The 25,724-nt window shown below is 41.5% G+C and carries 18 protein-coding genes; 8 read left to right on the plus strand and 10 right to left on the minus strand.

Features of this window, described 5'->3' with window-relative positions; translation table 11 throughout:
* Window positions 1-52 precede the first annotated feature (52 nt).
* Both NQT65_RS12715 and NQT65_RS12720 read left to right on the plus strand, forming a co-directional pair.
* Window positions 53-2,725 carry a bifunctional acetate--CoA ligase family protein/GNAT family N-acetyltransferase gene (locus NQT65_RS12715; protein WP_138577998.1) on the plus strand — a complete coding sequence of 891 codons (2,673 nt, stop codon included), beginning with the start codon at window positions 53-55 and terminating at the stop codon, window positions 2,723-2,725.
* Window positions 2,722-3,669, plus strand: coding sequence for an ion transporter (locus NQT65_RS12720; protein ID WP_256851309.1), 948 nt, complete (start codon window positions 2,722-2,724; stop codon window positions 3,667-3,669). Before NQT65_RS12715 ends, NQT65_RS12720 begins: the two co-directional genes overlap by 4 nt.
* Window positions 3,670-3,677: 8 nt before the next feature.
* Here the strand turns inward: NQT65_RS12720 and NQT65_RS12725 are convergent, their stop codons facing one another.
* The 3 genes from NQT65_RS12725 to NQT65_RS12735 are packed head-to-tail and all read right to left on the minus strand — an operon-like array spanning window position 3,678 to window position 8,812.
* Entirely contained in the window at window positions 3,678-8,183 is a 4,506-nt protein-coding gene (locus NQT65_RS12725) for an EAL domain-containing protein (protein ID WP_256851310.1), read from the minus strand.
* A 20-nt stretch (window positions 8,184-8,203) separates the two neighbouring features.
* On the minus strand, window positions 8,204-8,605 hold the full coding sequence (locus NQT65_RS12730) for a GNAT family N-acetyltransferase (protein WP_004586827.1): 402 nt from the start codon (window positions 8,603-8,605) through the stop codon (window positions 8,204-8,206).
* A gap of 3 nt (window positions 8,606-8,608) precedes the next feature.
* Window positions 8,609-8,812, minus strand: a complete 204-nt coding sequence (locus tag NQT65_RS12735) for a DUF3283 family protein (RefSeq protein ID WP_004586826.1) — start codon at window positions 8,810-8,812, stop codon at window positions 8,609-8,611.
* A gap of 156 nt (window positions 8,813-8,968) precedes the next feature.
* Between NQT65_RS12735 and NQT65_RS12740 the strand changes: the two genes are divergently transcribed.
* A complete protein-coding gene (locus NQT65_RS12740; RefSeq protein ID WP_024031530.1) occupies window positions 8,969-9,667 on the plus strand; it encodes a substrate-binding periplasmic protein in 699 nt (232 codons plus the stop codon).
* A 15-nt stretch (window positions 9,668-9,682) separates the two neighbouring features.
* On the opposite strand, the gene NQT65_RS12745 is transcribed toward NQT65_RS12740, so the two are convergent.
* Window positions 9,683-9,928, minus strand: a complete 246-nt coding sequence (locus tag NQT65_RS12745) for a DUF1289 domain-containing protein (protein WP_004586824.1) — start codon at window positions 9,926-9,928, stop codon at window positions 9,683-9,685.
* A gap of 108 nt (window positions 9,929-10,036) precedes the next feature.
* The gene (locus NQT65_RS12750; protein WP_256851311.1) at window positions 10,037-11,176 is read right to left on the minus strand and encodes a 1-acyl-sn-glycerol-3-phosphate acyltransferase; all 1,140 of its coding nucleotides are present in this window, start codon (window positions 11,174-11,176) and stop codon (window positions 10,037-10,039) included.
* A gap of 430 nt (window positions 11,177-11,606) precedes the next feature.
* Here NQT65_RS12750 and NQT65_RS12755 point away from each other — a divergent pair, with 430 nt between their 5' ends.
* Together NQT65_RS12755 and NQT65_RS12760 are read left to right on the plus strand one after the other, a co-directional pair.
* On the plus strand, window positions 11,607-12,551 hold the full coding sequence (locus NQT65_RS12755) for a D-2-hydroxyacid dehydrogenase (protein WP_256851312.1): 945 nt from the start codon (window positions 11,607-11,609) through the stop codon (window positions 12,549-12,551).
* Between the two features lie 295 nt (window positions 12,552-12,846).
* A complete protein-coding gene (locus tag NQT65_RS12760) occupies window positions 12,847-13,227 on the plus strand; it encodes a DUF3192 domain-containing protein (RefSeq protein ID WP_256851313.1) in 381 nt (126 codons plus the stop codon).
* Between the two features lie 92 nt (window positions 13,228-13,319).
* On the opposite strand, the gene NQT65_RS12765 is transcribed toward NQT65_RS12760, so the two are convergent.
* The 3 genes from NQT65_RS12765 to NQT65_RS12775 all read right to left on the minus strand — a co-directional run bounded on the left by NQT65_RS12765 (window position 13,320) and on the right by NQT65_RS12775 (window position 19,464).
* Window positions 13,320-14,225, minus strand: a complete 906-nt coding sequence (locus NQT65_RS12765; RefSeq protein ID WP_024031527.1) for a diguanylate cyclase — start codon at window positions 14,223-14,225, stop codon at window positions 13,320-13,322.
* Complete coding sequence (locus tag NQT65_RS12770; protein ID WP_256851314.1) at window positions 14,209-18,000, minus strand: PAS domain-containing hybrid sensor histidine kinase/response regulator; 3,792 nt, start codon at window positions 17,998-18,000, stop codon at window positions 14,209-14,211. The genes NQT65_RS12765 and NQT65_RS12770 overlap by 17 nt, the downstream gene beginning before the upstream one ends.
* Window positions 18,001-18,066: 66 nt before the next feature.
* Window positions 18,067-19,464, minus strand: coding sequence for a PhoH family protein (locus tag NQT65_RS12775; protein WP_004585867.1), 1,398 nt, complete (start codon window positions 19,462-19,464; stop codon window positions 18,067-18,069).
* Between the two features lie 306 nt (window positions 19,465-19,770).
* Between NQT65_RS12775 and rapA the strand changes: the two genes are divergently transcribed.
* Window positions 19,771-22,665, plus strand: coding sequence for an RNA polymerase-associated protein RapA (rapA, locus tag NQT65_RS12780; protein ID WP_256851315.1), 2,895 nt, complete (start codon window positions 19,771-19,773; stop codon window positions 22,663-22,665).
* A 116-nt stretch (window positions 22,666-22,781) separates the two neighbouring features.
* Here rapA and NQT65_RS12785 read toward each other — a convergent pair whose 3' ends face one another.
* Window positions 22,782-22,961 carry a hypothetical protein gene (locus tag NQT65_RS12785; protein WP_256851316.1) on the minus strand — a complete coding sequence of 60 codons (180 nt, stop codon included), beginning with the start codon at window positions 22,959-22,961 and terminating at the stop codon, window positions 22,782-22,784.
* Between the two features lie 232 nt (window positions 22,962-23,193).
* Here NQT65_RS12785 and rluA point away from each other — a divergent pair, with 232 nt between their 5' ends.
* Together rluA and NQT65_RS12795 are read left to right on the plus strand one after the other, a co-directional pair.
* Entirely contained in the window at window positions 23,194-23,847 is a 654-nt protein-coding gene (gene rluA / locus NQT65_RS12790; RefSeq protein ID WP_024031523.1) for a bifunctional tRNA pseudouridine(32) synthase/23S rRNA pseudouridine(746) synthase RluA, read from the plus strand.
* A gap of 81 nt (window positions 23,848-23,928) precedes the next feature.
* On the plus strand, window positions 23,929-24,873 hold the full coding sequence (locus NQT65_RS12795; protein ID WP_256851317.1) for a DUF3530 family protein: 945 nt from the start codon (window positions 23,929-23,931) through the stop codon (window positions 24,871-24,873).
* Here the strand turns inward: NQT65_RS12795 and djlA are convergent.
* A complete protein-coding gene (gene djlA, locus NQT65_RS12800) occupies window positions 24,856-25,716 on the minus strand; it encodes a co-chaperone DjlA (RefSeq protein WP_256851318.1) in 861 nt (286 codons plus the stop codon). The two genes, NQT65_RS12795 and djlA, sit on opposite strands and share 18 nt — an antisense overlap.
* Window positions 25,717-25,724 lie beyond the last annotated feature (8 nt).

The following is a 25,724-nucleotide window of genomic DNA, read 5'->3' on the forward strand; positions in this document are numbered from 1 at the left end:
GGGTACATTGAGACTATAAATAACGCAAAATATAATCAGCCAAGGATATGCCATGAGCTTAAAGCGCATCAGCCAATTTTTTAATCCGGCCTCGGTAGCCGTTATTGGCGCCTCGAATACCCCCACACGCGCGGGGTTTGTGGTTATGCGCAATTTATTACAAGGTGGGTTTAAAGGGCCAATCATGCCCGTAACCCCTACCCATAGTGCGGTACACGGCGTGCTTGCCTACCCTGATATTGCCGCGCTGCCCAAAGTGCCCGACTTAGCCGTTATTTGTACAAATAAAAATACCTTACTGAGCATTATCGAGCAGCTAGGTGAACTTGGCTGTAAAAGTGCAATTGTGATTGCTGATGGGCTCTCATTGAGCCAAAAAACAGCCTTAAAGCGCGCTGCAAATGCACATCACGTTACTTTGCTTGGGCCTAATTGTTTAGGGCTGCTTATTCCGCATATTGGCCTTAATGCCAGCTTTTCTCACACAGTTGCAGCACCAGGGAAACTGGCATTTATATCGCAATCCGCAGCGGTGTGTTCCACTATTTTAGATTGGGCTAAAAATAAAGAGATTGGCTTTTCGTATTTTGTTTCGGTCGGTGATTGCCTAGATATCGATTTTGACGAGCTGCTCGATTTTTTAGGCCGCGATGCTAAAACCAAAGCGATTTTGCTCTACATAGATAATATTGAAGATATTCGCGGGTTTATCTCGGCAGCACGGGCAGCGGCCTTTAGTAAGCCAGTTATTGCCATTAAAACGGGAAAAACCGGAGCAGGTGCACTGGCTGCTGAAATTCATACCGGTGGCAAGCAAAGTTCAGATGCAGTGTACGATGCGCTTTTTCAACGCGCCGGTATGCTGCGTGTTAGTGATCTGCGCGAACTTTTTGCAGCCACGCAAACACTTGCCATCCACCCTAAATTACTAAAAGTTGAGCAGTTAACCATTTTAACCAACGGCGGCGGCCCGGGGGTTATGGCGGTCGATGAGCTTATTTTAAATTCGGGCAAACTTACCCAGCTTAGTGAGCAAACGCGCTCCGCACTCAATAAAGTTATTCCGCAGTCGGATACTACATCTAACCCTGTCGATATTTTTGGCGACTCTGCTCCGGCGCGTTACAAACAAGCATTAGAAATTTTACTTCGCGCCGAAGAAGTTAAAAACTTACTTATTATTCATACCCCTTCGGCACTTGCACCAAGTGAAGACTATGCCGATATGATAGTGCAAACCTTACAAAAAATACCAAAGATGGCACGCCCTTATGTAATGACCAACTTTATGGGTGAAGATGCGGCTTATGCCGCGAGGCGTGTTTGTTCTAACCACACTATTCCAACCTATCGTACGCCTGAGGGTGCGGTTGGCGCATTTATGCATTTAGTTAGCTACCGTCGTAACCAAAAACATTTAACGCAAACACCCGAATCAAATACCGATGATGCAAAAATAAATAAATCAGCGGCCACTACGCTCATTAACGAATTTTTAGAAGAAGAGCAAAGCTACTTACCCACTCATCAAGCAAGCCAAATTCTTAGTCATTATGGTGTTGAGTGTATTCAAACAGAAGTAGCCTATACGCCCACAGAGGCGCGTGAGCAAGCAATTGAATTAGGTTTTCCGGTAGCGTTAAAGTTGATTAGCCCAAGTATTGCCTCAAAATCAGAAGTAGGGGGCGTGGTTCTTAACTTAAACGATGCAAACGAGGTTGAACAAACCGCCTTTGCCATGCTGATACGAATTAAAAACACCTATCCAGATGCTGTTATTGAAGGGTTTTCATTGCAAAAAATGGCGCCGCGCGCCGGCGCTAATGAACTGCGAATCGCCATTAAAACTGAGCCTAATTTTGGCCCTGTTATATTACTTGGTGAAGCGGGTAATGGGTTAGAGTATGCCCAAGCAGCCGTTGCTTTGCCGCCGCTTAATATGAACTTAGCTAAATACCTTATTGCAGCAGCAAACGATAAAGGCGTATTAAAAGATCGCATTTTGCCAGAAAAAGTCGACAAATATCGCTTATGCGCCCTGCTCACACGTATATCTCAACTTGTTGTCGATCAGCCCGATATAAGTGCCATGGAACTTAATCCTATTTTAGCCAGTAATGGGCAATTTTTAGTGCTTGATGCCACTATTAGTGTTAATCGCTATCAGGCACGCAGCGATCGTAAACGTTTATGTATTCGCCCTTACCCTATTGATCTTGTAGAAGAAGTAACCCTTAAAAATAATACGCGAGCTACATTAAGGCCTATTCGTCCAGAGGATGAAAAAGCCCACCAAGAGTTTGATCAATCACTCAATAAAGAAGATCGTTACAAACGCTTTTTTGGTGAGCTGCCCCAGTTTAACCACGACCAGCTCGCAAAAATGACGCAAATAGATTACGACCGAGAAATGGCTTTTATTGTATGCCAGCGCTTTGAAGGTAAAAGCCGCACACTAGGTGTAGCACGCGTTATTATGGACCCTGATAATTTACATGCTGAGTTTGCAACTGTGGTTCGCTCTGACTACCAAGGCTTAGGTCTTGGCAGGCTGCTTATGAGCGCTGCAATAAATCATTGTAAGCGCCAAGGCGTAGAAGTAATTGAAGGCATAACACTGCCTGAGAACACCGGCATGATTGAGCTTGCCCGTAAGTTAGGTTTTACAATTAGCCGCGATTTTGAAGAAGGCAGTATTAATATGCTGTTAAAGCTAAACACATGAGCAGCACAGCAAGACAAACGTTAGCGCAGGTATTTGAAGGGACTGGCGATTACCGCAAAGCGGGCCATATACTCGACACCGCGCTGATTGCTTTAATTATGCTTAACGTTATTGCTATTGTGTTGGAATCAGTACCGAGTATAAACAAAGTATATTACCCGCAGTTTTTACTTTTAGAGGTTATTTCGGTGGCTATTTTTAGCCTTGAATACCTTGCAAGGCTTTGGGCCTGTGTCGATAAGAGCAAATACGCAGCTATAAAAGGTTCAAACGCAAAACGCCGGCTGCATTACTTTTTATCACCTTTGGCTCTCATCGATTTAATAGCCATTTTACCCAGCTTGCTAATGTTTGTGTTTCCTCTGGATTTTCGTTTTTTACGTGTATTAAGGCTTTTAAGAGTATTTAAACTTACTCGTTATTCACGTGCAATGCAGTTGTTATTACAAGCATTTAAAGACGAAGCGAGCTCATTACTGGCCGCGTTTTTTATTATGTCGGTACTGCTAATACTTGCCTCCTGCGGTATTTATTTATTAGAGCACGATATTCAGCCAGATAAATTTGGCTCTATTCCTGCGGCTATGTGGTGGGCTATGGCGACCCTCACTACGGTTGGGTATGGTGATGTTGTACCGCTAACGCCACTTGGTAAACTATTTGGTGGCGTAGTTACTTTGGTGAGCATGGGAATGGTGGCAATTCCTACAGGCTTGCTTGCCTCTAGTTTTTCGGAGCAAATACGTAAACGCCGGCAATTTTTTGAAGATGCCGTACATGAGCAAATTCACCAAGGCAGTTTAGATGACTCACAGCGTTTGCACTTAGAGGGGCTGCGCTACAAACTAGGTTTAAGTAAGCTTGAGGCCAATAAAGCAATTAAAACGCAGCTTAATCAACGCAACAGTCATTTATTTTGCCGCCACTGTGGTAAACGCCAATAAGCTTATTTTTACTGGTTAAATATGTTGCCCCAATCTTGTTTGATCAGTGCGGGAACAGCTTCTTTAGGTACTGGCTTACTAAATAAATAGCCCTGAAAATGCTTACACCCTAACTGCTTTAAAAACTGCAGCTGTTGTTTGTTTTCAATGCCCTCTGCCACACACTCTTTACCTAAACTATGAGCTAAGGTAAGCGTTGATTGAATAATGGCTTCATCATCCGAGTCCACGCCAATATCTTGCACAAAGCTTCTATCTATTTTTAGTACATCGATAGGAAAACGCTTTAAATACGTTAATGAGGCATAGCCTGTTCCAAAGTCATCCATGTAGAGTTTACAGCCAAGCTTTTTCAGCATTTCCATACTGTGCAGCGCATGTTTAGAGTCGCGCATTAAAATAGACTCGGTGATTTCAAACACTATGGCTTCTGAGGGCACATTAGCGTGGCTCAACGCTTTATGAATGTCGGTTACAAGCTCTTCGTATTCAAAATCAAGTGCAGAGAGGTTTATCGACAAGTACAGCTGAGGTGAAATCTCACGCCATTGTTTAAGCGCTTGCAACGCACGGGCAAAGGTTTGCAGCATAATTTTTGTTATTAACCCTATGCTCTCAGCCGCTAAAGAAAACTCTTGCGTGGGCACTAAAGTGTTTTCTGGCCAGCGTAACAACACTTCAAAACCTTCGGTTTTTTGAGTGTGCGCATTCACTATAGGCTGGTAGTAATTGCAAAACTCTTGCTCCTGATACGCTTTAGTTAGCAAAGACTCTAAATGCAGGGCTTTTTGTACATGCTGATTCATCTCCTGCTTGTAAAACTTATAACTGCTTTCGAGAGACTCTTTTGCATGGTACAAAGCTATACTGGCAGCTTTTAACAGCGCAGCATGATCTGCGGCGTCATCAGGCGCTATTGCTACACCAATACTTAAATTAACATTTACCACCTGGCCATTAAATTCCATATTTTGGCTTACAGAATCTATTAATTTAGAGCAAATAAGCAATACTTCTTCAATTTGCTGCACATCTTCCACCAGCACCACAAATTCATCGCCACCAAAGCGTGCAACACTTGCAGAAGGACGCAAGGAGCGCTTAATGCGCTTAGCCACTTGCTTTATTAGCTCATCAGCCGCTTCACGTCCAAATGAGTCGTTAAAGTATTTAAACCGCTTAATGTTTATGTGCAGCATAGCTACTTTACATTGATGATTTTGCGCTTGCTCAATAGCACGCTCAACCCTGTCGTTAAACAGCATACGGTTAGGCAAACCGGTTAATGAGTCATAATTGGCTAAAATATGAAGCTCATTTTCAGCCAATTTTTGCGCATGAATATCGGTCAAAATAATAACGTAGCTGCTTAAACGGTGTTCGGTGTCGGCCACTGCACTTATTTTTACTAACACATGGCGCTGCTCACCACTGGCAAGGGTGACTAAGTCTTCACAGGAAAAATGCTCACCCACATTCAGCTTTTGCATTATCCGTAAGTAGTCAAAACGATTACTTCGCGATATGCCTAAATTAAGGGCACGGCTAGAGCGTGGCTCACTAGGAAAGTTAAAGGCCGTTTGCAACGATTTGTTAGAGGCGCGAACCGTAAAGTTTTTATCAAGAATAAATACCCAATCACGGGTTTGCTCAAACGCAGCGGTAAATAAGCGGGCATGCTCTTCAAACACCATTTCGCGGGTCATATTGGTGTAAGTACCCGCAACTTTTTTAGGAAGTTGCCCGCTCCATTCCACCACTTTGCCAAAGTCTTTATACCAACGCCAATAGCCTTTAGCGTGGCGTAAACGATAAGTGCAATTAAAGTAGCCTTTATCGGTTGATAAAAATTCTAACCATTCTAATCTGAAAAGCGCTTTATCTTGCGGGTGAATTTTAGCTAGGTAATCATCTAGGCTCACGCTTTCTTGATCATACCCCAGTTCATTACATAAGCGCGGCTGGTAAATACTACTCGATGTAGACTGCCAATCCCACATGCCAGACTCACTACCCTCTAAGGCTAGTTTTAATCGCGCTTCACTTTCTTTACTTTCTTTATTAGCGGCCAGTAATATGCGCTGAATTTTGTTGCGGCGCATTACCCAAAAAGCAATAAATGCGATAAACAAAACGCCATAAAGCACCATAAAATATGGCGCTCGCCACAGAGGATACTTAACTCGAATTTTTAGCACTGCAGGCGGCGTGTACTCGCCGGTTAACGGATCTTTAGCCCATACTTTGAGCTGGTAATTACCTGGATTTAATTTAGGGAATAACACCCGATTATTATTACGGGTGTAGGTTTTTTGGCCGTTATCAAGCTGGTACTCGTAAATTATGCGCTCTTGATAGCTAAAGGCCATCGCCGAAAACGCCACCTCTAAACCGATATCATCATGGTTAAGGACTATTTCATTTAATGGCTGTTTTAAATCGATAGATAAGTCGCGCGACATTAAATCAACTCGCGTTATATTTACATGATCAATTAAAGAGTGGTAATTTTGATTTTCCATCGGATGAAAATATGTAATGCCCTTTAAGCTGCCATAGGCAATGCGCCCATCGCTTAAATGCGCCATGGCACTGCTGTTAAACTCAGCAGAAAGCAGCCCCTCAGATGTAGTAAACTGCTGAAAATGAAGTGTTTCTGGGTTTAGTCGCCATATGCCTTTATGGCTACTCATCCAAATCATGCCATTATCATCAAGCACCATGTCATAAAGTAAGGTACCTAACTTATTTTTTTCTAAGTCAATCGTGTGTACCAATTTGTAACTGGCTGCATCAAGCCCAATCAGACCAAAATTAGATAGTGAAATCCATAAAATATTGTTGTTATCGACCACGTAAGAAAGCACATTAATAGCCACGTTATCGTGCTGTTTTGGCACTTTATAAATGGTGTTTAATGCTAATGTGGATGGGTTTACCTGATATAAAATACCCGCATTAAAAAACAGGGGCATATCAGGCTTGGTTGCCAGCGCTGGCGAAAAACCATGCGCCAAAAACGGCTCTATTTTGCTAAAGGCCCCTTCTAATCGGGTGATCTGCTGAGTATCAATATTATATACAAACATACCGTGATCTGAGTGCACATAGTACAAATCACCGTTAGGCATTAAGGTTACGCCGTGTACCCAGCCTTCTATGTAGGCTCTATTGTTGGGGTTTGTTATTGTTGGCTCGTTAATTTGATGCGTTATGGGGTCAAACTCAAACAGCCCACGGTTTGTATGTAACCAAAGCTTTTGCTTATAAGGAATAATTTCATACACGCTAAATTCGGTAGTCAGTAAGTCTACTTTGTGGTTTTTTAAGTAAACTTGGCTGGTGTTAGTGGCTAAATCAATTTCGGTTAAGCCATTATGCGTTGCCAGCCATAGGCTGTTGCCATACTCCGTAATGCCCCAAACCGAAGGGTGAGAAAGGCCATCGCCACCCAGTTTACTACCATCTATATTGCTAAAGTGATAGGTATTATTAGACAGATAAAATGCACCATCGGTTTTAGTAGCGAGCCAATACCCTCCTGATTTATCTTTTACCATGTCTATCATACTGGTATCAGATAGGCTGTATTTACTTTGCGTAATACGTGTGTTTTTTACCAACTCTTTGCTATTTAAATCAAATTTAAAGAGCCCTTTATTAGTCGCCAGATCTAGCTTTTCGCCTTCGTTGATGATGCGCCATACATTTAAATCGGCAATAACGGCTTGGTTTTTAAATGCTATGTCGGGGCGTTCAAACATGCCTGGCAAGTCGCTAATATCAACTTGATACAAGCCTTTAACGGTGCCTACTAACAACTGATTATTTTCAATAACCGAAAACGATTTAACGTTGTTTTGATAAATATGCTCAGCTTTGCTTTTTAAATGCTGCAGCGGCCTAATTTGCTCAGAGGCGATATCAAATACAAATGCCCCATGGCTTGTGCCTATAAAAATATACCCATTGTAATGAAAAAGCTCTCTGACTAAGGTGTTTTCGTATTCTTTAGGCAGCTCAAATAGGCTGGTTATTTTACCTGTTTCAATATCTAATTTAGCAAAGTCGCGACCACGCCCAATCCATAAGGTTTTGTCATCAACCGCTGCCATACTAAATACCGACTGGCTTAAAATTTGTTTTTCGCTGGTAGGTTGAGCAATAAATTGCTGGTAGGTGTCGGTACTTGGGTCGTATTTAAATAAGCCGGCAAGTAACGAGGCTATCCAAATATTGCCTGCGGGGTCTTGGTAAATACAATCAATTATGGCTTCTTCAAGCTCGCCATTAGGGCCATTAATTGAAACAACTTGGTAACCATCATAACGGTTTAACCCCCCTTCGGTAGAGAGCCATAGGTAACCGTTATCATCAAGCAGCATAGTGTTCACATAGCTTTGCGACAGGCCTTCACTGGGGGATAAACGTTTAACCTGTGCGCCAACATGGCAACTAAATATAGCGATTAAAGCTATACAGCAACTAATGATCCAATGAACGCCTTTACTCATGGCTTGATCCGTTGTTTTTGTTATAGGTATTCGAGTGCGACTATATTTCGATGCGTATAAATATCAAAAAGTGCTTTTAAACCAGGAGTATATGTTAATACTTGGTTAAAACCAAGACTCGTATATAAAGCTGTAATATTTTTATAAGCAAAGGTATAAAGCGGCATACTTTGCTGTTTTATAGCGGCGCATACAAGTTGCTTTGCCAGCCCTTTTGCACGGTGCTGCGGGGCAACAAATACGGTCGATAAAAATAAAAAGTCGTGTTTATTTTGTATCCGACACGCCGCAACTATCTGCATTTCACTGTAAACAACCCAAACCTGATCTTGCTTATTAGCACGTCCTCTTACGCTATACAGTGCATAAAACTTATTAACTAATGGAATCTTAAGTGTGTCTAACTTTTGTACTGTGTACATATATTAGCTTAGCATTAACGCCAAATACTGCTCAAACTGTTGCTTTAAAAACGTTTGCTCTGCCACTGGGCGGCTATGAATCGTGTTATAAACTTGCTCACGTGTTTTTTTATTACGTTTAATTTGATAAGCCCAAAATGAGGCTTCGTAATCTAATTGAATCTGGTATTTTTGCTCTCGGGGTAAAGCACATAAATTAAAACTCACAACCACTCCTAAGTACGGTTAGTTATCCGCATTTATTATACGTATATTTGAACCCATTTACTGTTTAAAAAGCAACAAACATGGGCAAAAACCAAACTATTTTGGTATTATTCGCTGCGTTCATTTGCCCTCTCCTTATTTTAAACGGAAGTAACCTTGCAGATACAGCTCAATGCTTTGTTTTTATTAGTCGTTTTATTTTTTAGTAAAATTACACTCGCCAATCACAATAGCGTTATATTTAACCGCCCGGCCGACTCAGCTCAAGCAAGCTATGCGCTCGCTTTACTCACATTAGCCTATAAAGAACTTAATTATGAAGTACACATAATTGATTTTAATCGCCAAAATGCCTTATTAGCAGCCAATAATGGGGTGTTAGATGGCCAACTTGGCCGCGATATAAGTATAGAGGCGGACAATAAAAACCTGATCAGAATTAACTACCCACTGTTTGACTATAAGCTTTTACTGTTTAAAAACTGCCAACCCAATACACTCGATAAGCTCGATAGTATTGCGGTTTTATCAGGCTATCCAGTTCAGCACCATTACTTAAATGAGCATAAGTTTAACGGCAATATTATTGAAGTAAAAAATATTACGACCCAACTTAACCTACTAGCCCAGCATAAAGTTGATGGGGCAATTATGCTCGACTTTGTGCTTAAAGCCGATAACTTTTCCCTACCAGAGACGTGTATGCAAACCCAGCTGCTAAGTACGTTTTCGCTCTATCACTATGTACATAAAAAGCACGCGGCTTTGGTAAGTAAATTATTGAATGCTTTAAATAAACTACACGATAACGGCACTAGTCGCGCATTGCGCGCAAAATACAATTTAAAACTCTAGCATGTACAGCAAGGTTTAAAATTCAAAGCCTTGTTGCTTATCTAAAGTGGCTTGTGATTGTGCAGCTTGGCGCTTTTGTAAATACCGTTTGTAACGTTGCTGGCACAAGCTAAGTACTTTCTTTTTTTGCGCATTGCTTAACGCATTCCAATTAAAGCGCTCATCCCGGCTTCGGTAGCAGCCTTTGCAATAACCTCGGTTGTTTACTTGGCAAATACTTTTACAGGGGCTTGGAATATCAAATATTTCAATTTGTTGCATTGCGCCCCCTAAGTAGAATAATTGCTTTGTATGAGTATAGCGTTATTTATGCACAAAAAAAAAGCAGCGTTTACGCTGCTTTATTACGCTATTTGCCAACGCAGATGCCTAATGGCTTTGCTCACATACTTTGTTTGTGATTTCAGTTTTGCGTTGAAATGGCTTTGCATACATAGCTAAAACAAGTGGCTTTAGCTCTTCTGGCACTAAGGCTAAACGCTGTTCAAAAGTGGCGGTATCGGGCTCATCAATAACTGCTTGCTTGCACCCACCGGCAATGTAATTTCCTGGGTGTAAGTAAAAAGACTCAACAATGTGCTTATCAATTGTTTGCGCCAGCTCATCAGCATCATCGCAACCGCTTTCAACCGGTTGTCCAAATGCTAAGTGTACATGCCCTTTAGCAGAGCTAAATCCTTCAACAATACTTGCTATGTCTTCGCCTGCTGATTTTACGTATTCACCGTGCTGCTGTTTATGATAAAGCTCTTTTGCTTTTGAAATTGCACAAGGCTCATACTGGTAAGAAATAGACACAGGAACAATTTTTAACTCTTTAATATACTCGCCAAATTGTTTCTTTTGTTTACGACCATTAAGTTGCAGCATTTTTAAAAGCGCCGGATCTGTTTGATCAAAGCCGTCTTTTGCACGCCCTTCTTTTTGCGCAATCCAAATAGAATTTCCTGCTGTTAACGAGTCATAAATATACGATGACAACTGCGTAAGCGCCTTAAGCATCTCTTTAGGTGCTTTGGCTGAGCGCTTAACGATAAAGCTTTTATTTAAACGCATCAGCTCGGTTATATACGGTATTTGCAATAAGTTATCACCTATTGCTATACGCACCGTCTTCATTTTATGTTGATACAAACCCCAATTAACAAGTGCAGGGTCCAGCACTATGTCGCGGTGGTTTGATATAAATAAATACGCCTGCTGCGGGTCTAATTTGTCTAATCCAGAAAAGGTGACTTTTGAGGTAGTGCGTTTTATAAGTTTATCTAAATACTTTGCAACTTCGTTTTGTACATCTTCAACGCTCGTAAATTTACCCCATTTTTTTCGTAACTGGCTTCTCACCAGTGTGCGAGCAATAAAAGGCATAGCGGATATAAAGCGCGGTAAGTTGTACTTTGCTATTACATCTATAAACGCATTATCGTTAATTAAACGCGCTAGCGAGGCCGCAACTTCATCGTCGTTGTAAGGTCTTATGTCTGCGTACTTATCTTCTAATTCACTCATTACTGCATCTACAATGTTAAAAAAACGGCACGCAAAACGTACCGTTTATATATAATTTTGATTATAACTCAGCCACTCTTAAATAAGAAATAGCCATTTGGTTATGCTTATTTGCGAGCCATTTCAGTCTATGACCACACAAAAAGGGGTTGGTGCATTGTTTTTTAGTTTTATCAACGTTAATAAGGCTTGTTGACCTTTCACAGGAAAGTGAGTTCAACCTCAAAAAATAAACAGGCCCCAGCGATATAGCCCGCTAAAATATCATGTTATTTATATTTGAGTGGGCAGACCAGCCAATTTAAACTTTTATCAGCAACCTGACTTTTTGTACTAAGCATTTGGTAGTAATAGCATTAACAAAGGTGTGTATTCGTAGTACCTTAAACGCTCTTGCCATTTTACGGTACGCATTTAGATAGGACACACAATGAAAATCACCATTCTCGATAACGCTACTTTAGCTAAAACCTCGTTAACTTGCATTGAAGAACTAGGTGAGCTAACTACTTACGAACTTACGTCACCTGAGCAAGTTGTTGCTCACAGCCAAGGCGCGGACGTCCTTATTACCAACAAGGTTGTGCTAAATCGCGATACGATAAGCCAACTTAAAACGCTTAAGCTTATTTGCGTAAGTGCAACAGGCACTAATAATGTTGATTTAAACGCCGCTGAAGAATTTGGTATTGCCGTTACCAACGTAGCAGGCTACTCAACCCCTTCGGTTGTACAGCACACGTTTTCGTTAGTGACTAATTTATTAGGTAATACACACCGCTACCAGCGCGACTGCCAGCAAGGCGCTTGGCAAAAAAGCGAGATGTTTTGCAGATTAGATTACAGCTTTAATGATTTACAAGGTAAAACATTTGCCATTATAGGCGGCGGAACGCTAGGTAAAGGTGTGGCGACAGTAGCGCAAGCTTTTGGAGCCAATGTAGTGGTTGCAGAGCGTAAAGGCGCCTCTTGTAGAGAAGGCCGTACACCTTTTGAAGAAGTATTAGAAACCGCTGATATAATTAGCGTGCACTGCCCGCTTACTGATGAAACACGCGATTTAATTTCGTTAGATGAGCTAAAAATGATGAAACCCAGCAGTATTATTATCAATACCGCCCGTGGTGGCATTATAAATGAAGCCGACTTAGCCACAGCCCTAGAGCAAAATTTAATTGCCGGTGCGGGTGTTGATGTACTTACTAAAGAGCCGGCAGAGCCTTCTAACCCGCTGGCTAATTACACAGGCGAAAACTTGCTACTTACACCTCACATTGCATGGGCCAGCACAGAGTCAATCGTACGCTTAATTAATGAGGTAAGCCTAAATATTGCAGCCTTTAGTAACGGTGAGTCTCGTAACCGCTTGGTATAATAGCAATTTACAACAATAATGAGCCGCATTGAGGCTAGGTTTTACCTGCCTCAAAGTGCCTTATTCTATTTAGTAAATAGCTGTAACGTGTTTTCGCTAGGCTAAATAAACGCGGGCTAGCTTAATCGTTAAAAAACCTAAAAAGTGGCTGTTTTTGCTAATGATTTTTATAATTCATCACTTAAAAACAGCCATTACAATCTAACCCCTTGAATTTTATAACTTTGTTATATTGGCCTATTACTTGCTCCTGATAAGTAAATAATTAAATTAAAACTCATCAAGGACTATAACAATGAAAAAATCACTTTTAGCTGCTGCACTTATTGCTCCGTTTTTAACAGGCTGTGTTATTGCCGTATCAGATGGCGAAGCAGAAACGCACTGGGCAGGTAACGACTCATCAAGCTGGCAACATCAGCATAAAAAAAACCGCGAAACGATTGCAGATTTAACAATGGATAGCAGCTATCAATCTGTTTTAGCGCAATTAAAAACGCCAAACTTTACCGAGCTATTGAAAAAAGATGATGATGTGTATCAGATACTGTTTTACGTGACTAACAGCATTCACTCTGATGGCAAAACAACAAAAGATGAATGCACGCCATTGGTATTTAAAAATGATAAATTGGTGGGTATTGGTGAAAGCGCACTGGGCATGATCACAAAATAACAACGCGCTAGTAGCGTAAAGCAGCCCCGCTTGGTAATAACATTAACGTGTGGGGCAGATTTAAATAACGCTTTAATATAAACACAGCCACATTATAAGTTAAGCGCAACCACCTGATCGCGCCCTGCATCTTTTGCGGCATATAGCCCTAGGTCAGCTTGTTCGAGTAAGGCTTGTTCGGCACTTGCATTGCCGTTTTCCATACTAGCAATGCCAATACTGATTGTTATGTGATCTGCATTTAACGAAGCTTTGTGCTCTATATTGAGGCTGTTTACCGCTTTTCTTAACTTTTGGGCAAATGCTAATGCCTGTTGTTTATTAACATCGGGTAATACCGCTGCAAACTCTTCCCCCCCGTAGCGGGCAATAAAGTCAGTACTACGCTCACATTGCGCTGCTAACGCCTGGGCAACCTGCTTTAAACACTCATCCCCCGCTCGGTGGCCATAGCAATCGTTGTAACGCTTAAAGTGATCTATATCCATTAATAAAACAGACAAGCACGAGCCATTACGTTTACTTCTGCGCCATTCACGAGAGAGGTTTTCATCTAAATAACGCCTGTTGGGTATTTCCGTTAAACCGTCTATTGAGGCAAGCATTTCTAGCAAATCATTTTTTTGCTTGATCAGTAATTGGTTGCGTACCCGCACTTTGACTATAGACGCATTAAAGGGTTTAGTGATGTAATCCATTGCACCTAACTCAAGGCCTTTTGCTTCATCGGTGTGGCTATTATTAGCCGATATAAACACAATAGGAATAGACTGAGTAATAGGGTTTTCTTTAAGCTGTACAAGCACTTCATAACCATCAATGCCTGGCATCACCACATCTAAAATAATTAAATCGACCTGATTAGATTTAATAAAGGTGAGCGCTTTTTCGCCGCTTTCGACTAAAAATACGTCATGCTCCGTGCCCAGTGTTTTTTCAAGCACCAGCCGGTTAAGGGGATCATCATCCACAATCAGTATTTTAGCTTTTTTCGACATCCCGTCCCCCTAAGGTTTCAATAAATATAATCACTTGCTTTAGCTGAATGATTAGCTCTTTTAAAGTGTGCTGAAGCGGCTCGTTAGTGGTTTTAAGGTGCGTTTCACATTGTTTTGCACACAATGAAAGCCTAATAAAACCTAAGTTACCCGCCACGCCTTTAATGCTATGCACTAAGCGTACCACTTCATCTCGCTGGGTGTTTTCTTCAATTTGTTCTAACTGCGTTTCACACAACTTGGCAAACTTTCCGACCATGGTTGCCAGTAAATTTTCATCAAAGTTAAACTGGGTGAGCGCAAAGCTTTGGTCATAAAACGTAGGTTTTATAAAGTCTACGTCTCTAATTGCATCTAACAGCACAGCTGCAACCACAGGTTTAGTCAAATGCTTATTCATGCCGCTACTAAGTGAGCGCTCAACATCTGCAGGTTCACAATGTGCTGTTAAAGCAAAAATAGGCAGCTGGCGCGCGTCAAACTGTTGGCGAATCAATTGCGTTGCTTGGCAACCATCGATATGCGGCATTTGCACGTCCATCAAAATTAAATCTGGTTTTAATATTTGTAGCAGCTCTATTGCATCTGGCGCATTGGTAACCGTTATTACATTTATATGGGCCTGTTTTAGCACACTGCTAATAATGTCTAAATTAAGCGGGTTATCATCAACCGCCATAATAAGTAGACCCGATATATCTTTTTTTACTTCTTCATTATTTTCAGCGGCTTTAGGTGGCTCCGCCCCCGCATTAGCATTTAAGCTAATCAAGCGCTGAGCTAACGCCGTAGCTTTAACATGTTGTGCGTTAATTTGCGTAGTACAAGGCAATGCTAAAGTGTGTTCGTGATTCACCACAACCACAGGGTATGAGTTGCCACTGAGCGTTTCGTGTATAGATTCAACCTTTAATAAATCGTTCAATGTGGTTTCATCAATAATCAGTTGCTGTGCATCAGCAAGCTTTATTGGGTAGCGAAGCGCCTCTTCTAAATCAATAGCTACCACTTGTGAGTAGGCATTAACCACTTCGTTTAGCTGTACAGTGTCATCGCTCACAATGGCTAATGTATTAGGTATAAATACACTATTTTTAGCCGTATCTATCGCAAGCGCTAGAGTAAAGAAAAACTCACATCCACGGCCTTTGTCACTATTAATTGCAATTTCGCCGCCCATTAAGGCTACACCATGTTTAACTATAGCAAGTCCAAGCCCGACCCCTTGATGAATACGCGTAGAAGATTCATCGCCTTGAGTAAAAGCATCAAACAGTCGTCGTTGGTCAGCTTTAGCAATACCTACACCACTGTCTATTACGTGAAAACAAATACGTTGCTGATCTAAAACGTCATTTTCTTCAAGCACCATTTTTAAAGTAATACTGCCTTTATTAGTAAACTTAACGGCATTGGTAAGTAAGTTACCTAATATTTGTTGCAAACGTATTGAATCCCCCACCAGCGCGGGGTTAATGAGTGGATCTATTTCAATATTAAAGCTTAACCCTTTGTTTTGGCACAATGGCGCTGTTAAGCTCTCGCAAATATCAATCAGTTCAACTAAGCAAAAAGGCACCGGTTTAATTTGCGCTTGCGCACTTTCTACTCGGGCAAAATCGAGCATTCTGTTTAGCATCAGCAATAAGCTTTGAGCTGCGTTTTTAGCCTGCTTAGTTTGTTGCAGCTGCTTATTTTTTAAGCCTTGCTCTACTATCATATCTAACAGCCCTAACACAGCGTTAAGAGGGGTGCGGATCTCATGGCTTAGATTAGCAATAAAGCGGCTTTTAGCTATTGTTGCGCGTTCTGCGTCATGCTTAGCTTTAGTCAGCGCACTTACATCTTGAATATGAATAACATAATAAGAGGGATCACGGTTTTCATCCCACACCAGCGACACACTCAGCTGCAGCCAACTTGTTAGTTTTCCTTGTGAGAGCGTTAAATGATAAACCCGTTTTTTATCATCTAATAAGTGGCAAAGCGCATTTTTTATTTCTTGCCACTGCGCCTCATCAAACAGCATTTTTAGTGGCTCACCAGTTAAAATATCTTGCTGTGAAAATAACTTGCGAGCCGCTTTGTTAACTTGCAATATGGTGTGCTCAAGCGAAAGTAACACCACACTGTTTGCTGCAAACTCTATTGCACTTCTAAATTTAGATTCTGACGCTTTTAACGCCGATAGAGTTTGCTGCTGCTCAGTAATGTCTCGCCCAATTCCCATAGTGCCTAATAAGTGCTGGTGCTCGTTATAAAATGGGGCAATCGTTAATTGATACGATTTGTCGGTGCTATCTATGCGTTGCTCAATGCTACTTTTGGTTTGTAAAACTTGCTTTTCTAGTAGGCTTAACTGTAAATCGTCGCTGTCTAAATCTTCAATACGCTTACCGACTAGGATGGCTTGCTCTTTGCCTACATAGGCTTCAAATGCTTTATTACAACCTAAAAAAGAGCCATCAATATTTTTAAAGTAAATAAGATCAGGCACACTATTTAGCATGGTATTTAATAGCGCTAGGTGTCGCTCTTTTGCTTCGTAGCTGCGTTTTAGCTTTTGAGATTGCAGCTGTAACTGCTCATCGAGTTCTTTATTAGCCTCTTGGAGCGACTCAACTAACTGTGCATTTTTATCAAATACATATTTAACGCGAGAAAACCAAGGCTGCCAATTTAAAGGGATGGGGTAATTAGAAAGCGCAGCTTTAGGGGCATCATTTTGTTCAAAATATTGCATTAAATGAGTCATAGGTCTAACAAAAATACGTTGGCTTAACCAAAAAAATACCGCAAACATTAAGCTTAAAAATAACGTTAGAAACGCAAACTCCAAAAGAACTTCATACCTAATTGGCGTGATCACTTTTATTTGCGGCTCATAAAAGGCGGCATGAATGGGCAGGTTCCCCATTGCTTGCATAAAAAACTGCGCATTTGTGTTATTAACTAAGTTTATTTTTTCATTGTCATGGGCTAATTCAGGCCAATAATCTTTTAAGGCTGTTGCTTCATTTAACCGCTTAACAGAGCTGGCTATCACTTGATGCGACTGGTTCATAAACACATATTCGCCTTCGCTTGGTGCCACCTTTTTAAGCCAGCTAGACATGGCCTCTAAATCGTATATTAAAATGATGTAGTCTGACGAATTAGGTTGTTTTTTACGGCCAATAGCAAAATAAGCGCTATCGCGTATTTTAACAATGGCGCTTGAGGTAAGCTGGCCAGGTATAAATGTGGGCTTAAAATTACCATTTAAAATTTTATTAAGCATAGTGCTTTGGCTTTTATTACGCCTTACCACATAGGCAAACCCCAAATCATCAACATAGGCAACAGCCGACAACGATTGCATAAGCGATAACGCGGTATTAAACGTTGGACTTAGGGTTGTAGCTTGCTGCCATTGGATCAACGCACGGTTAGAAAAAGCAAACTGCCCTTTACCGACTATTTCGCCTTGGCGCTCGCTAAAGTGGCGGTAGTAGTAATTGTCGTATTGATTAATACCTTCTAGTAAGTTGCGATTGAACTGCTCAACACTAGGCTGCTGATACGATATAAAGGCATTGTCAAAAAAGTCGTTTACCGAGCTCATTATATGGCTAACTTGAGCCGACACTTGTTCAAAATCGGCTTGACGTTTTTCTATGGCGCGCTCAACTTTTATATTATACAAGTGCAAACACAGTAAAAATGCCACAAATAAGGGAACAAATAATGCTACAAATAAAGAGCGGTAATAGTCTTTTAGAGGTAAAAATTTCAACGTTTTGCCTAAGTTTTGGCCCGATAGTCAGCCACTAGACTATCGAGCCAAATTGTTCTGCGCAAGTTATAAATTTTCTTCTGCAAAGGAGGCTAAACGGCTGCGCACTACCCCGTTTAAATTAACTGTTGCACTGCCTTCAAAGTCTTTAAAACGCTCAACAATATAAGTAAGGCCGGAGGTAACGGGGGTTAAGTAGTTACTGTCTATTTGCGCTAAATTACCGCTACAAATTAGTTTTGTTCCCTCGCCACAACGGGTAATAATAGTTTTAAGCTGAGATGCCGTTAAGTTTTGGCTCTCATCCAAAATTACCACTGCATTTTGAATACTACGCCCACGCATAAAGTTCACCGACTTAAACTGTACATTGGCTTTTTCCATTATGTAATTGCGACTCGAAATTGGGTTCTCGTCTCCTTTGTGTAGTACCTCTAAGGTGTCGGTAATTGCAGCTAACCACGGCGCCATTTTTTCTTCTTCGGTACCGGGTAAAAAACCGATAGACTCGGCTATTTCGGGAGTATTACGCGTTACAATGACCTTGTCGTAAATACCGCGCTCAATCACCATTTCAAGCGCACTGGCCAGTGCCAGTAATGTTTTACCGCACCCCGCTGGGCCGGTTAAAATAACCAGCTCAATACTAGGGTCAAGCAAAGCGTCGAGCGCCATACCTTGGTAAATATTTTTAGGTTTTACGCCCCACGCTTGCTGGTGCATTAAACGCTCAACACTAATATCTTTTAATTTAATACGCTCGTTATCGTAAGATTTGACCCGCGCAGCAAAATGCTCGCTGCCATCAAGTATGTACTCATTGCAAAACACATCTGGAATTAAGTTTTTAGCCACATAATGAAACGTATCACGGCCGTGCTGCTGTGTTTCGCATTGCCCTACGTGCTGCCAAAAATCGCCCTCTATTTTTTTATAGCCGCTAGTTAATAAAGCAATATCATCAATTAGTTGGTCGGTACGGTAATCTTCAACATATTTAAGGCCTGCACCTTTTGCTTTAAGGCGCATGTTTATATCTTTTGTCACCAATACAATTTTTGAATCGCTGTGCTGTTTTTGTAAATACACGGCGCAGTTAATAATGCGGTGGTCGTTTTCATCCCCCGGTAAACCCGAAATAGAATCTGCAAAAAGATGGTCATTAACAATAATGAGCGTACCGGTTGAATTGGCATTTGCCTTTTTATTACTAGGCAGTGCAACACCCTGCAACATTTGCTCTGGAGTTGCGTCTTTTAGTACCTCATCTAAGCCGCGAATAGCCACTCGTGCATCACGGCTTACGTCGTGTTTTCTATCTTTAATGTGATCAAGCTCTTCTAAAACAGTCATGGGAATGACAACGTTATGTTCTTGGAAAGACAAATAAGCGAGGGGTTCGTGGAGTAATACATTGGTGTCTAGCACATACATTTTACTTTCAAGGTTCGAAGCTTTTTCCATAGCACTTTCCTTACGTTTTATGATTTTTATGCTATACCAAAATAACTAAGTAAAACGGGCCTAAATTCAAACCTGCAATACTTAATTGCTAAGGCATAATCTAAGTTTAGTCTATTTGTCATAAAAGTCCGTTTTATTACAAACACGACATAGTTTTTATTTACCTAAAAAAGAGCCATTTGTTAGCACTGTTAATGGGATTAATTCGCACTTATAAAATTAATTAAAAGTGAGTCAAATAGCGCCTTGCAGTGGTGTTATGTAACAGGTAACATAGCCGCCTTTTTCTTCATAGACGAGACATACATGAATTTTTCCTTAGGTCAGCGTTGGATCAGTGATACAGAGTCAGATTTAGGATTAGGCACCGTAGTTGCCATTGAAGGCCGCCAGGTCAGCATTTTATTTCCTGCCAGTGGTGAAAACCGTGTTTATTCTAGTGCAGAAGCACCGGTTACCCGTGTGGCATTTAATCCAGGTGATGTGATCAAAAGCGTTGAAGAATGGGAATTAGAAGTAGAGTCTATTGAAGTGCAAGGTGAACTACTTTGCTACGTAGGTACTCGCGTTGATACCGGCGAAGAAGCAAAGCTAAAAGAAACCTTTTTAGATCATTTTATTAAGTTTAATAAACCGCAAGATCGTTTATTTGCAGGCCAAGTAGATCGCTTTGATCGCTACACCTTACGTTACCAAACATGGCAACACCAATTTGAGCGCCAGCAATCGCCTATTAAAGGCTTAATTGGCCAGCGCGCTAACCTTATTCCGCATCAGCTTTATATTGCACAAGAAGTAGGTAAACGTTTTGCCCCACGGGTACTGCTCTCAGATGAAGTAGGCCTTGGTAAAACCATTGAAGCCGGCATGATATTACACCAACAAATCATTAGTGGCCGTGCTAGCCGTGTACTTATTGTGGTGCCAGAAAACCTGCAGCACCAATGGTTAGTAGAAATGCTACGCCGCTTTAATTTACGTTTTTCTATTTTTGATGAAGAGCGCTGCGACGAAGCCTTTGCAGACTCGCCAAACGTATTTGATACCGAGCAGCTAGTGCTTACCAGCCTTGAGTTTTTAACCAAGAAAAAACGCTGGTTTGAACAAGCAACACTTGCTGATTGGGATTTATTAGTTGTTGATGAAGCGCACCACCTAAGCATTAACAATGGTAAGCCGAGCACCGAATATCAACGCATGGCCGAGCTTAGCCAAGATATTCCGGGTCTTATTCTATTAACAGCAACGCCTGATCAACTTGGTCACCGTAGCCACTTTGCACGCTTGCAATTGCTCGACCCAGATAGATTTTACGACTACGACGTATTCAAAGAAGAAGAAGCTAATTACAAAGACGTTGCCGAAGCGGCAAATCAGCTACTGCAAGCACAAGCCCTGGATGATACAGCCAAAGCCACACTCATTGAGTTATTAAAAGAAACCGATATTACTGATGTGCTTGAAAAAGCTCAGCAAGGTGATTTACCTGCGCGTAAAGAAATACTTAACATGCTGCTTGATCGCCACGGCACAGGTCGTATTTTGTTTAGAAACAGCCGCAGCGGAATTGATGGCTACCCTAGCCGTAAATTACATGCTTACCCAATGGCACTGCCAAAGCAATATAAAACAGCAATGTCAGTACTTGGCAGCATGAGCGGTATACAAAGTGCAGAGCTAAGCGCACAACGCGCTCTGTTTCCAGAAAAAATCTTTCAAGAGTTTGAAGGTGAAAGTGCCAGCTGGGGCGCATTTGATCCACGTGTAGATTGGTTAATCGAAACACTTAAAACCCTAAAGCACGAAAAAGTACTGCTTATTTGTGCCAAAGCCGAAACCGCTATTAGCCTTGAGCAAATTTTGCGTGAGCGTGAAGCAATAAAAGCATCTGTGTTCCACGAGGGCATGTCGATTATAGAGCGTGACCGCGCAGCCGCCTTTTTTGCCGATGAATACGACAATGCACAAATACTGTTGTGTTCAGAGATTGGCTCAGAAGGACGTAACTTCCAGTTCTCGCATCACTTAGTGTTATTTGATTTACCACTAAACCCTGACTTACTTGAACAACGTATCGGCCGATTAGACCGTATTGGGCAAACAAAAGATGTTAATATTCATGTGCCGTATTTTGAAAATACAGCGCAAGAAGTATTACTGCGTTGGTACAACGAAGGCCTTGATGCATTTGAAAGCACATCAACCACTGGCCAGCTATTGTATAAAGAATTTAGTGAAGACCTACTTGATTACATTGCTGCCCATAATTGTGATGAAGAAGAGCTCGACCCTCTACTTGAGCAAGTAGCCAAGCAAAATGACGTGCTACGCAAACAAATGGAAAGTGGCCGTGACCGTTTATTAGAGCTGCATTCATCTGGCCAAGGCGCTGCCGATTCATTGGTTGAAGAAATTGAAGCACTTGATAACCAATTTGAGTTACCAAGTTACATGATCAACGTATTCGACACATTTGGAGTAAGCCAAGAAGACAAAGGCGAAAACACCATTATTTTAAAGCCAACAGAGCATATGCTAAGTGCATCGTTCCCTAGCTTAAAAGAAGATGGCATGACGGTTACATTTGACCGCGATACCGCCCTTTCTCAAGAAGACGTACATTTTATTAGCTGGGATCATCCTATGGTGCAAGGCACGATGGACATGATTTGTGATGATGACTTTGGTAGTGCTTCTGTAGCTTTGCTTAAAAACAAAAAATTACCACCAGGTACCTTTTTTGTTGAGCTAATATTTGTAGCCGAAGCTATGGCACCAAAAGCCCTGCAAGTAGGTCGCTTTTTACCGCCAACGCCTATTCGCATATTACTTGATAAAGCCAGTAATAACCTCGGCGAAAACGTGGCATTTGATAGCTTTAACCAACAGCTTTCAGCCGTTGGTCGTCAAACTGCAAGTAAATTAGCGGGTGCTTTACAAGGTGCGGTTCACCCAATGATCAACACCGCAAAAGACATGGCTCAGCAACAGCTTGAGGTTATTCGCAGTGCGTCACTTGAAAAAATGCAAAGCACCTTAGGTGAAGAACAAGCTCGCCTTGAAGCGCTTAAGCAAATTAACCCTAATATTCGCCAAGAAGAAATTACCTTCTTCGATAAGCAGCGCAGCGAGCTGACAACGCATATCGAAAAAGCCCAGTTAAAACTTGATGCGATACGCTTAATCGTAGTTTCACACTAAAGGGTTTTTGAGCGTTTAGTTTATAGCTATCAGCCGTTAGTTAGATCAATATTTAACTAAACTACATTTCCAAAAGCACGGTTTACAGGCCGTGCTTTTTACATTCACCTCTACAATTACTCATCAGTATCTTGGCCACCTAATGTAGCCATTATTTCAATACCTATTTCTGTAACTCTATAATAGATGCTGTCTGAGCCACAAACGTCACGCCGATTGATCACTAAAACCGCTTTTTTCTGAGTTAGCAAGCTTATTGCTTCTGCTCTTCTTGCACGGCGAATTAAATCATTCACCAATTCACTTTTATTTGTGTAATCCCCCCACGTTTTCAACGTGATTACGAAGCCATAAATCATTCTGTTCAGTAAGTGAAATACTTTGCCTTGCCATAATGTGTTCCTACAACTTTAAGCTGGTGCAATTTCACACCAGCATGAAAAATACGCAATTAAACTTTTATCTTTTCCTTGAGCCTTTGCTCTCGCTCCCCTAAAATAGCGCCCTGCAAAATTACTGAGGTCGGCCGTGTTAGTTAATTACAATCCCCCAATGAGTCCGTATTTAACAATACTGCACCAAGATGACGACTTGCTCATCGTTAATAAACCCAGCGAACTTTTAACCGTCCCGGGTAAAGATCCAAAACATGCCGATAGCTTAATTAATCGCGTTAACCGTGTTTTTCCTACAGCTAAAATAGTGCACCGCCTAGATATGGCAACCTCGGGCATACTTTGCCTTGCTATGAATAAGGCAGCTCATAGGCATTTAAGTATGCAGTTTCAAGAACGTGAAACTGCAAAACGCTATATTGCACGTGTTTACGGCCAACTTGAGCAAGATACCGGATCGGTTGATTTGCCACTTATTTGTGATTGGCCTAATCGCCCTAAGCAAATGGTTGATTATGAAAACGGTAAGCCCTCGCTAACCCACTTTAAAATACTTGCACGAGAAGCCGGCGCAACACGTGTAGAGCTCACGCCAATTACGGGGCGCTCGCACCAATTACGCGTGCACATGCTAAGCCTTGGCCATCCAATACTGGGCGATAGACTTTATGCCCATAAAGAGGCCCTAGCCGCGGCGCCACGTTTACAACTACATGCGCAAATGTTGCAACTAAAACACCCCGTGACCGAGCAAGTACTGACCTTTGAGGTAGAGCCCGACTTTTAATAGGTAAAGCCCGCAAAGTTAGTACTAAACTTTTACCTTATCGCGCCGATACTTAGTTATTACTCACGTTTTGGGCTTACTATGATATCTGCGCAGCTAATCAAAAAAACGCTACAAAGTGTATGTTGTTGCTCTGCGTTATGCTCAAGCGCATATGCCAGTGCTGCAGAGCATATAGCCCCACCTTCTTTATCAAGTATCGAAAATAGCGATATAAAGCGTCTACTACCCAATGATGAAGTTAAACCCATACTTGCTGGCGATACAGAGTTTTTAAGTTTGTATAGCGAATACATGAGCCGCGATTTTAGAGGTATTGTATTACTCATCCCTGATTGGAATTCTACCCCCACTAGCAATGCTGGCATGAGTTATTTGCGAAAAGAGCTTACTAATTTAGGTTACACAACCTACGCCATGACAGTACCCGATATAGATTGGCAAGCAAGTGATATGGCAGCACAAGCAGCTGCCCAATTAAGTACGCAAGCGCAAAATGAAGATCCAACAAAAACGGCGCAAAGTAACAGCGACGGTGCTGTTACAACGGCTCAAGAGCCACACTTTGTTAATGCCATTGATTTGGTGAGTAATGAGGTACTAAGTCATTATAAAACTAATTTAATAATGCGTTATGAGGCGCTCTATCAAAACGCGATGAGTGAGCCAAATAATATGGTCGTCATAGCACAAGGTACCAGTGCGGGAGTATTGCTAGAATACTATGCCGATTTTCCTGACTCGCGAATAGATGCGTTTATAAGCTTAAGTAGTTATTTACCTAATACACAGCGCAATAAAGGTTTAGCGCAAACCACATCGCTGGTGGCCCCCGCCTTGCTTGATATTTACTATGCAAATGACAATACCGATATACTTATGAGCCTTAAAAACCGCCAGCGCTGGGTAAATCGAAATGCTAAATTTGATTACCGCCAGCGCCAACTCTTTGGCCTGCGCGATGCGCCAGAGCAGCATGCACGGTTAACTAAAGTGATAGACGGTTTTTTACGCCGCCTTTTTTAAATACTCGTAAGCCGCTTGAATATCTTGGCTTTTTTTAACTGCTACTTCCATCATGTGTTTAGGCAGCCCTTGAGATACTAATTTATCAGGGTGATGCTGCGCCATTAATTTACGATACGCTACTTTAATATCTCGTTGCGTCGCGTCACTACTTAACCCTAATAAAGCCAAGGCCTGTGAGCGGTTCATGCTGTTATTAGGGGGCACATGATGACCAGAGCCTTCACGGTAACTGCTACTTTGACCTTGCTGCTGTTGTCTATACTGTTGTTGCTGCTGTCTAAAACTAAATTCAGCTTGGTAACGCTTAAGAATAAAAGCAAAATGAGTTTTAGAAATACCTAATTGCTTACTTACCTCTTGTAACAGCTGTTTTTCTTGCTCTGCGAGCACGCCATCAGAAAACGCCATTTGAATTTGAATTTCTAAAAACAGTTGCAGTAAGTCGTAACGTTTTGCAAAGCGTTCTTTAAAGTCGTGTACTGTTTCTTTAATCGAAAAGTCGCTGTCTTTACCTGATTGAAATGCATACTGAGCTTCGCGGCGCTCATCGCCCTTTAGCCCCATTTCATCCATAAACATACTTGCCGCTTTTATATGCACCTCGCTTACGCGACCGTTCGACTTTGCAATATGCCCCATAACCGCAAAGCAGCTCGAAAAAAACAACGCTTGGCGCTCGTTTACATCATCACCTTTAAACAAACCTGAAAAGCCCCCGGCTTTATCAAAATCGTTTTTTAAGCTTTTATCAAATAAATGGCCGAGGTATAAACCTAAAATGGCACCAAAAATTTTGCCAAACATAAAGCCAAAACAAAAACCGAGTATTTTTCCCCACATCTAATTAA

Source organism: Pseudoalteromonas agarivorans (assembly GCF_024518735.1).
Classification (GTDB): Bacteria; Pseudomonadota; Gammaproteobacteria; order Enterobacterales; family Alteromonadaceae; genus Pseudoalteromonas; species Pseudoalteromonas atlantica.

Coding starts and splice junctions, on each gene's coding strand:
- rapA (WP_256851315.1), top strand. CDS start 19,771: ATGAATTTTTCCTTAGGTCAGCGTTGGATCAGTGATACAGAGTCAGAT.
- NQT65_RS12720 (WP_256851309.1), top strand. CDS start 2,722: ATGAGCAGCACAGCAAGACAAACGTTAGCGCAGGTATTTGAAGGGACT.
- NQT65_RS12795 (WP_256851317.1), top strand. CDS start 23,929: ATGATATCTGCGCAGCTAATCAAAAAAACGCTACAAAGTGTATGTTGT.
- NQT65_RS12750 (WP_256851311.1), bottom strand. CDS start 11,176: ATGAGTGAATTAGAAGATAAGTACGCAGACATAAGACCTTACAACGAC.
- djlA (WP_256851318.1), bottom strand. CDS start 25,716: ATGTGGGGAAAAATACTCGGTTTTTGTTTTGGCTTTATGTTTGGCAAA.
- NQT65_RS12730 (WP_004586827.1), bottom strand. CDS start 8,605: ATGTACACAGTACAAAAGTTAGACACACTTAAGATTCCATTAGTTAAT.
- NQT65_RS12775 (WP_004585867.1), bottom strand. CDS start 19,464: ATGGAAAAAGCTTCGAACCTTGAAAGTAAAATGTATGTGCTAGACACC.
- NQT65_RS12765 (WP_024031527.1), bottom strand. CDS start 14,225: ATGTCGAAAAAAGCTAAAATACTGATTGTGGATGATGATCCCCTTAAC.
- NQT65_RS12755 (WP_256851312.1), top strand. CDS start 11,607: ATGAAAATCACCATTCTCGATAACGCTACTTTAGCTAAAACCTCGTTA.
- NQT65_RS12745 (WP_004586824.1), bottom strand. CDS start 9,928: ATGCAACAAATTGAAATATTTGATATTCCAAGCCCCTGTAAAAGTATT.
- NQT65_RS12760 (WP_256851313.1), top strand. CDS start 12,847: ATGAAAAAATCACTTTTAGCTGCTGCACTTATTGCTCCGTTTTTAACA.
- NQT65_RS12715 (WP_138577998.1), top strand. CDS start 53: ATGAGCTTAAAGCGCATCAGCCAATTTTTTAATCCGGCCTCGGTAGCC.
- NQT65_RS12725 (WP_256851310.1), bottom strand. CDS start 8,183: ATGAGTAAAGGCGTTCATTGGATCATTAGTTGCTGTATAGCTTTAATC.